This is a genomic window from Citrobacter sp. wls826, assembly GCF_005281245.1.
Taxonomy (GTDB): domain Bacteria; phylum Pseudomonadota; class Gammaproteobacteria; order Enterobacterales; family Enterobacteriaceae; genus Citrobacter; species Citrobacter braakii.
In genome coordinates this window covers 7,646-15,004 of record NZ_SZWS01000032.1, presented here as the reverse complement: position 1 = coordinate 15,004, position 7,359 = coordinate 7,646, and the positions used below count along the sequence as shown (strand labels likewise).

The 7,359-nt window shown below is 54.8% G+C and carries 4 protein-coding genes and 1 pseudogene; 2 read left to right on the top strand and 3 right to left on the bottom strand.

The window, feature by feature from the left end; translation table 11 throughout:
• Positions 1–62: 62 nt before the first annotated feature.
• On the bottom strand, positions 63–2,660 hold the full coding sequence (acnB, locus tag FDW87_RS08085; RefSeq protein WP_016151723.1) for a bifunctional aconitate hydratase 2/2-methylisocitrate dehydratase: 2,598 nt from the start codon (positions 2,658–2,660) through the stop codon (positions 63–65).
• A gap of 447 nt (positions 2,661–3,107) precedes the next feature.
• On the opposite strand from acnB, the gene FDW87_RS08080 reads away from it, so the two are divergent.
• Entirely contained in the window at positions 3,108–4,709 is a 1,602-nt protein-coding gene (locus tag FDW87_RS08080) for a DUF3300 domain-containing protein (RefSeq protein ID WP_049269192.1), read from the top strand.
• 10 nt (positions 4,710–4,719) lie between these two features.
• Positions 4,720–5,514 carry a DUF2950 family protein gene (locus FDW87_RS08075; RefSeq protein WP_016155703.1) on the top strand — a complete coding sequence of 265 codons (795 nt, stop codon included), beginning with the start codon at positions 4,720–4,722 and terminating at the stop codon, positions 5,512–5,514.
• Between the two features lie 61 nt (positions 5,515–5,575).
• Here FDW87_RS08075 and traT read toward each other — a convergent pair.
• Together traT and lpdA are read right to left on the bottom strand one after the other, a co-directional pair.
• Positions 5,576–5,767, bottom strand: a pseudogene (gene traT, locus FDW87_RS08070) (complement resistance protein TraT); the annotation flags it as partial.
• Positions 5,768–5,825: 58 nt separating this feature from the next.
• A complete protein-coding gene (gene lpdA / locus FDW87_RS08065; protein WP_003018686.1) occupies positions 5,826–7,250 on the bottom strand; it encodes a dihydrolipoyl dehydrogenase in 1,425 nt (474 codons plus the stop codon).
• Positions 7,251–7,359: the final 109 nt, after the last annotated feature.

The following is a 7,359-nucleotide window of genomic DNA, read 5'->3' as shown; positions in this document are numbered from 1 at the left end:
ATGCCCGGAGAAGCAGACTTCTCCGGGCATTGATGCGTTTTTACACAAATCGCGTTAGCGTATTACACCGCGGTCTGGAAAATCACACCATCGGCTTTCTCAGTATACTGAGACAACTGGTCGAAGTTCAGATAACGGTAAGTATCCACCGCCGTCTTATCAACCTGCGCCACATAGGTCTGATACTCTTCCGCCGTCGGCAGTTTGCCAATCAGCGCCGCAACCGCCGCCAGCTCCGCAGAAGCCAAGTAGACGTTCGCCCCGGTACCTAAACGGTTCGGGAAGTTACGGGTAGAGGTCGAAACCACCGTTGCGCCGTCAGCCACACGCGCCTGGTTACCCATGCACAGCGAACAGCCAGGGATCTCAATACGCGCACCGCTCTTACCAAACACGCTGTAGTAGCCTTCTTCGGTCAGCTGCGCCGCATCCATACGGGTTGGCGGAGCCACCCACAGACGCGTCGGCAACTGGCCTTTGTGTGCATCCAGCAGTTTACCCGCCGCACGGAAGTGGCCGATGTTGGTCATGCAGGAACCGATGAAGACTTCATCGATCTTCTCGCCCTGCACGTCAGACAGCAGACGCGCGTCGTCCGGATCGTTCGGTGCACACAGGATTGGCTCTTTGATATCCGCCAGATCGATGTCGATCACCGCCGCGTATTCTGCGTCAGCGTCGGCTTCCAGCAATTGCGGATCCGCCAGCCATTTTTCCATCCCCTGCACACGACGCTCCAGCGTACGGCGATCGCCGTAACCTTCAGCGATCATCCACTTCAGCAGAACGATGTTAGAGTTCAGATACTCAACGATCGGCTCTTTGTTCAGTTTGATGGTACAACCGGCAGCGGAACGTTCAGCGGAGGCATCGGTCAGTTCGAACGCCTGCTCCACTTTCAGATCCGGCAGACCTTCGATTTCGAGGATGCGGCCAGAGAAGATGTTTTTCTTACCTTTCTTCTCAACGGTCAGCAGACCCTGTTTGATCGCGTACAGCGGAATGGCGTGTACCAGATCGCGCAGGGTAATCCCCGGCTGCATTTTGCCTTTGAAACGCACCAGAACGGATTCCGGCATATCCAGCGGCATCACGCCGGTCGCAGCAGCAAACGCCACCAGGCCAGAACCCGCCGGGAAGGAGATGCCAATCGGGAAACGAGTATGGGAGTCACCGCCGGTGCCGACGGTATCCGGCAACAGCATGCGGTTCAGCCAAGAGTGGATTACGCCATCGCCCGGACGCAGCGACACGCCGCCACGGTTCATGATGAAGTCCGGCAGAGTGTGGTGCGTGGTCACGTCAACCGGCTTCGGATACGCGGCAGTGTGACAGAAGGACTGCATCACCAGGTCAGCAGAGAAGCCTAGGCACGCCAGGTCTTTCAGTTCATCACGGGTCATCGGGCCGGTGGTATCCTGAGAACCCACAGAGGTCATCTTCGGTTCGCAGTACGCGCCCGGACGGATACCTTTCACACCGCAGGCGCGGCCCACCATTTTCTGCGCCAGAGAGAAGCCGCGGCTGCTTTCCGCCACGTCTTTCGCCTGACGGAATACGTCGCTGTGCGGCAGTCCCAGCGCTTCGCGCGCTTTGGTGGTCAGACCACGACCGATGATCAGCGGAATACGGCCACCAGCGCGCACTTCGTCGATCAGCACATCAGTTTTCAGCTCAAAGCTTGCCAGCAATTCGCCGGTTTCGTGGTTACGCACTTCTCCTTTGAACGGGTAAACGTCAATCACGTCGCCCATGTTCATGTTCGAAACGTCCACTTCGATTGGCAGTGCGCCCGCATCTTCCATGGTATTGAAGAAGATCGGTGCAATTTTGCCGCCGAGACACAGACCGCCGCCGCGCTTGTTCGGTACATGAGGGATATCATCGCCCATGAACCACAGTACGGAGTTGGTTGCAGATTTACGCGAAGAGCCGGTACCAACAACGTCACCCACATAAGCCAGCGGGTAGCCTTTTTTCTGCAGTTCTTCAATCTGTTTGATCGGACCTACCGCACCCGGCTGGTCCGGTTCGATACCTTCACGGGCGTTTTTCAGCATCGCCAGCGCGTGCAGAGGGATATCCGGGCGAGACCATGCGTCCGGTGCCGGAGAGAGGTCATCGGTGTTGGTTTCACCCGTCACTTTAAACACGGTAACGGTGATTTTTTCAGCCAGAGCTGGACGGTTCAGGAACCATTCGGCATCGGCCCAGGACTGCATTACCTGCTTCGCATATTCGTTGCCCGCTTTGGCTTTTTCTTCTACATCGTAGAAGTTATCGAACATCAGCAGCGTTGAGGAGAGCGCTTTGGCGGCAATCGGCGCCAGTTTTGCGTCGTCAAGCGCGTCGATCAGCGGATGAATGTTGTAACCACCCTGCATGGTGCCCAGCAGTTCAATGGCTTTTTCTGGCGTCACCAGCGGGGAGGTGGTGTCGCCTTTCGCGACGGCAGCGAGAAAACCCGCTTTAACATAAGCGGCTTCATCTACGCCAGGAGGAACGCGGTTGATCAACAGGTCTAACAGGAATTCTTCTTCGCCCACAGGCGGGGTCTTCAGCAGCTCGACAAGTGCGGCCATTTGGGTTGCGTCTAACGGTTTTGGCACAATCCCCTGGGCAGCACGCTCAGCTACGTGCTTACGGTATTCTTCTAGCACGACGATATCTCCTCGCTCTCATTGTCATAATGCGGCGCTTTTGTAGATGGGCGATTCTCTTCACGCTCCTGTGAGACAGTAGTTAGTAGGGTAAATGCCCGGTACCGCGTAAGGCACAATAACAGGATTTTCATTAAGTGTTAATCCGTTTACAAAAAAGCAACATAAAAAATTGGCTGAATCGTTAAGAATGGTGTAGCGACAAGGCGGGGCGTAATTTAGGCTCCCTAAAAACGATGTGAAACGGTTGATTTTCAAGCGCGACATGCTGAATATTCCAGCGATTTTTCAGCCATCAGATATAATTGTGTAATAAATCTTCACACTCTTTTTCCGGACCTGCCGGGTGAATCCCCAATAAAAGTCAAAACTATCTAACACGGGTGAATAATACTCGCGGCAACAGAACGCCTCACGGCACAGCGCTTGTCTCGTTGGAGTCATTTTATGAAGTTGCCCTTTAAGCCACATCTGCTTGTCCTTCTGTGCAGTGCCGGGCTATTTGCCGCCTCTGGCGTGATGTTCGTTAAAAGTCGCGCAACGGAGCCAGCAGCTCCAGCCCCCGTCGCACAGCAACCGTCCGCACCGGCTCCAGCTCCCGTAGCGGCCCCTGCCCCGGCCGATCAACCAGCGCCCACCGCAGCCCCTACGTACACATCGGCACAAATCGATCAGTGGGTTGCGCCTATCGCGCTCTATCCGGATTCACTGCTGTCGCAAATTTTGATGGCCTCAACCTACCCGGCCAACGTCATCCAGGCCGCGCAGTGGTCAAAAGACAATCCCAAAATGCAGGGTGATACCGCCATTCAGGCCGTTGCCAGCCAACCCTGGGATCCCAGCGTGAAATCGCTGGTGGCGTTTCCGCAGCTGATGTCGCTGATGGGTGAAAATCCGCCGTGGGTACAGAGCCTGGGCGATGCATTCCTTGCGCAGCCGAAAGAGGTTATGGATTCCGTTCAACGCCTGCGTGCGCTGGCGCAACAGACCGGAGCATTGCAATCAACACCGCAGCAGACCGTTACCACCGTGGCCAAAGCAGCTCCGGCTAAAACCGTTACCAGCGAGTCAACGACCACAACAGCCACGACCGCCGCCTCAGCAAGCCCAACGGTAATCAAAATTGAATCCGCCGACCCGCAGGTAGTTTACGTTCCCACCTATAACCCAAATACGGTTTACGGTACCTGGCCGAACACCGCCTATCCGCCAACCTATCTACCCCCAACGCCCGGCGAGCAGTTTGGCAACAGCTTCGTTAACGGTTTAGGCTTCAGCCTCGGCGTCGCCACAACTTATGCCATCTTCAGCAATATTGACTGGGATGACGACGATGACTGGGATCACCATCATAACGATGACTGGGATAACCATGGCGGCTATAACCGCAACGGTGATAACAACATCAATATCAACGTTGATAACTTCAATAAAATCAGTGGACAGCGTCTGACGGATGCCAACCGTACCTGGCAGCACAACCCGGCCTATCGCGAAGGGGTGCCGTACCCTAATAGCCAGCTCAATAACCGCTTCCACTCCACTAACACGGCTACGGGCCTAAGCTCAACCCAGCAAAGACCGGTCAACCGTGATAGCCAGCGTCAGGCCGCGTTGAGCCAGATGGAAAAATCAACGGGGAAAACCTTCCCCCAGACGGCGCGTACGGGAACGAAAGACGCCCAGCGTCAGGCATCCAGCCAACAACTAAAGCAAATTTCCCAGCGTAATAACTACCGTGGTTACGATACCAAACCGCAAACGGCAAAACGGGCAAACGCTCAGCAACATGAACATCGCCAGGCCGCCACTCAGCGACAAGAGAAACGGGTCACGCAACCAGCGCAGCAACGCAACGTGCAGCAGCGCAATCTTCAACAACGGACCAGCCAACCGCGGGCCAATGCGCTGAGCGGCAACGACAGTCGCTCCGCCAGTTGGCAGGCGCAGCAGCAGCGAGGGGCTCAAAGCAGGCAGGTCGCCCGCAACCAGCCATCTCGCCAGCTATCCGGCGACCGTGCTGAACACCGTGAATTCCGTCATCGTTAAGGGAACCGACATGAAAAATAAACTACTCAGTGGAATGGTGTTATTCATGGTTTCGACCACCGCGATGGCACAGCAATCCTTCAGCACACCAGACCAGGCGACCGATGCCCTGGCAACCGCGATAAGCGAGCAGAATGAAAGCGCGATGAACAACCTACTCGGGGAAAACTGGCGCGAGTTTCTGCCACCGGAAGGCGTCGATCCTGATGCGGTTGATCGCTTCCTACGCGACTGGAAGGTCCGCCATAATACCGTCATCGACGGCAATACCGCACACCTGGTGGTCGGGGACAGCGACTGGCAACTGCCGATCCCGGTTGTTAAAACCGCTTCCGGCTGGCAATTTGATATCAAGGAAGCGGCTGAAGAGATCCTGACCCGTGAGATTGGGCGCAACGAACTTGCGGCTATTGAAGCATTACACGCCTATGTAGATGCTCAGCAAAGCTACTTTGCGATGAACCAAAAATACGCGCAAAAGATTGTCAGTTCTGAAGGGAAAAAAGATGGTCTGTACTGGCCTGTTTCGCCCGGCGAAGCGCCAAGCCCGCTTGGCCCGGCCTTTAGTCCGCAGGAGCCTGGCACGGGCTATCACGGCTATCGTTTCCGTATCCTTCCCGATAAAACCAGCGGCTTTGCGATGGTTGCCTGGCCCGTCAGCTACGATCACACTGGTGTTATGAGTTTTATGATTAACGGTGATGATAAAGTCTATCAGGCCGATCTCGGCGCTGATGCACAGCAGAAAGCCGAGGCGTTAACCGCATATCATCTGGATAAAAACTGGCAGCCCGTAGCGCCCTGAATGTCAGTCAAATAGTGAGTTGACCGGGGAAGCGAAGCCCTTCCGGCCAACTCACGAGAGATTACAGGATGTTAGCGACGGATTTCGCCAGCTGCGCTTCCAGAACCGGTTTCGCTTCTTCGAACTTCAGGTTCACTTTGTTGGCATTAGACACGACGCGGGTCTGGTATTTCGCGCGATCGCCCTGCGCGCTGCTGGTTTGCAGCTTGATACCGGACGTGCCCTGGCGCAGTGCGGCAACGTTACCAGAACTGGTAGCTTTCAGGCAAAAAAAACGCCTCCGAAGAGGCGTTTTCACAAAAGCGGGAAGATTACTTTTTCTTCGCTTTCGGGTTTGGCAGGTCGGTGATGCTACCTTCGAACACTTCTGCCGCCAGGCCCACAGACTCGTGCAGAGTCGGGTGCGCGTGGATGGTCAGCGCGATGTCTTCAGCATCACAACCCATTTCGATCGCCAGACCGATTTCACCCAGCAGCTCACCGCCGTTGGTACCGACAATCGCACCACCGATAACACGGTGAGATTCTTTGTCGAAAATCAGTTTAGTCATACCGTCTGCGCAGTCGGAAGCGATAGCACGACCAGAAGCAGCCCACGGGAAGGTGGCGGTTTCGTAGCTGATGCCTTTCTCTTTCGCTTCTTTCTCAGTCAGGCCAACCCATGCAACTTCTGGTTCAGTGTATGCGATGGATGGGATAACTTTCGGATCGAAGTAGTGTTTCTTACCGGCGATAACTTCAGCGGCAACGTGACCTTCGTGAACACCTTTGTGCGCCAGCATCGGCTGACCGACGATATCGCCGATAGCAAAGATGTGCGGCACGTTGGTACGCAGCTGTTTGTCAACGCGGATGAAGCCACGGTCATCAACTTCAACGCCAGCTTTGCCCGCGTCGAGGTTTTTGCCGTTCGGTACACGACCGATAGCCACCAGCACTGCATCGTAACGCTGAGCTTCAGCTGGCGCTTTTTTGCCTTCCATAGAAACGTAGATACCGTCTTCTTTCGCTTCAACGGCGGTTACTTTGGTTTCCAGCATCAGGTTGAATTTCTTGCTGATGCGTTTGGTAAAGACTTTAACCACGTCTTTATCGGCAGCCGGGATAACCTGGTCGAACATTTCAACCACGTCGATCTCTGAACCCAGCGCATGGTACACGGTACCCATTTCCAGACCGATGATACCGCCGCCCATTACCAGCAGGCGCTTAGGAACAGTTTTCAGTTCCAGTGCATCGGTGGAATCCCACACGCGCGGATCTTCATGCGGAATGAATGGCAGTTCGATCGGACGGGAACCCGCCGCGATGATCGCGTTGTCAAAGTTGATCACGGTTTTGCCGTTTTCACCTTCAACTTCCAGGGTGTTCGCCCCGGTAAATTTACCCAGACCGTTCACCACTTTCACTTTACGGCCTTTGGCCATACCCGCCAGACCGCCGGTCAGTTGAGTGATAACTTTTTCTTTCCAGGTACGAATCTTGTCGATATCGGTTTTCGGCTCGCCAAAAACGATACCGTGTTCAGCCAGCGCTTTGGCTTCTTCGATAACTTTCGCTACGTGCAGCAACGCTTTAGAAGGGATACAGCCGACGTTCAGACAAACACCACCGAGGGTGCTGTAACGTTCTACGATGACGGTCTCCAGACCTAAATCTGCGCAACGGAAGGCAGCAGAGTAACCTGCAGGGCCTGCCCCAAGTACCACGACCTGAGTTTTGATTTCAGTGCTCATCATGACCTCTTAATTTATACCCGTCGTCCACCGGGTCGTTCTATCCGCCCGTATTTTACAAAATTGTTAACAATTTTGAAACAACAAACGGCAACCGATTTGTCTTTCG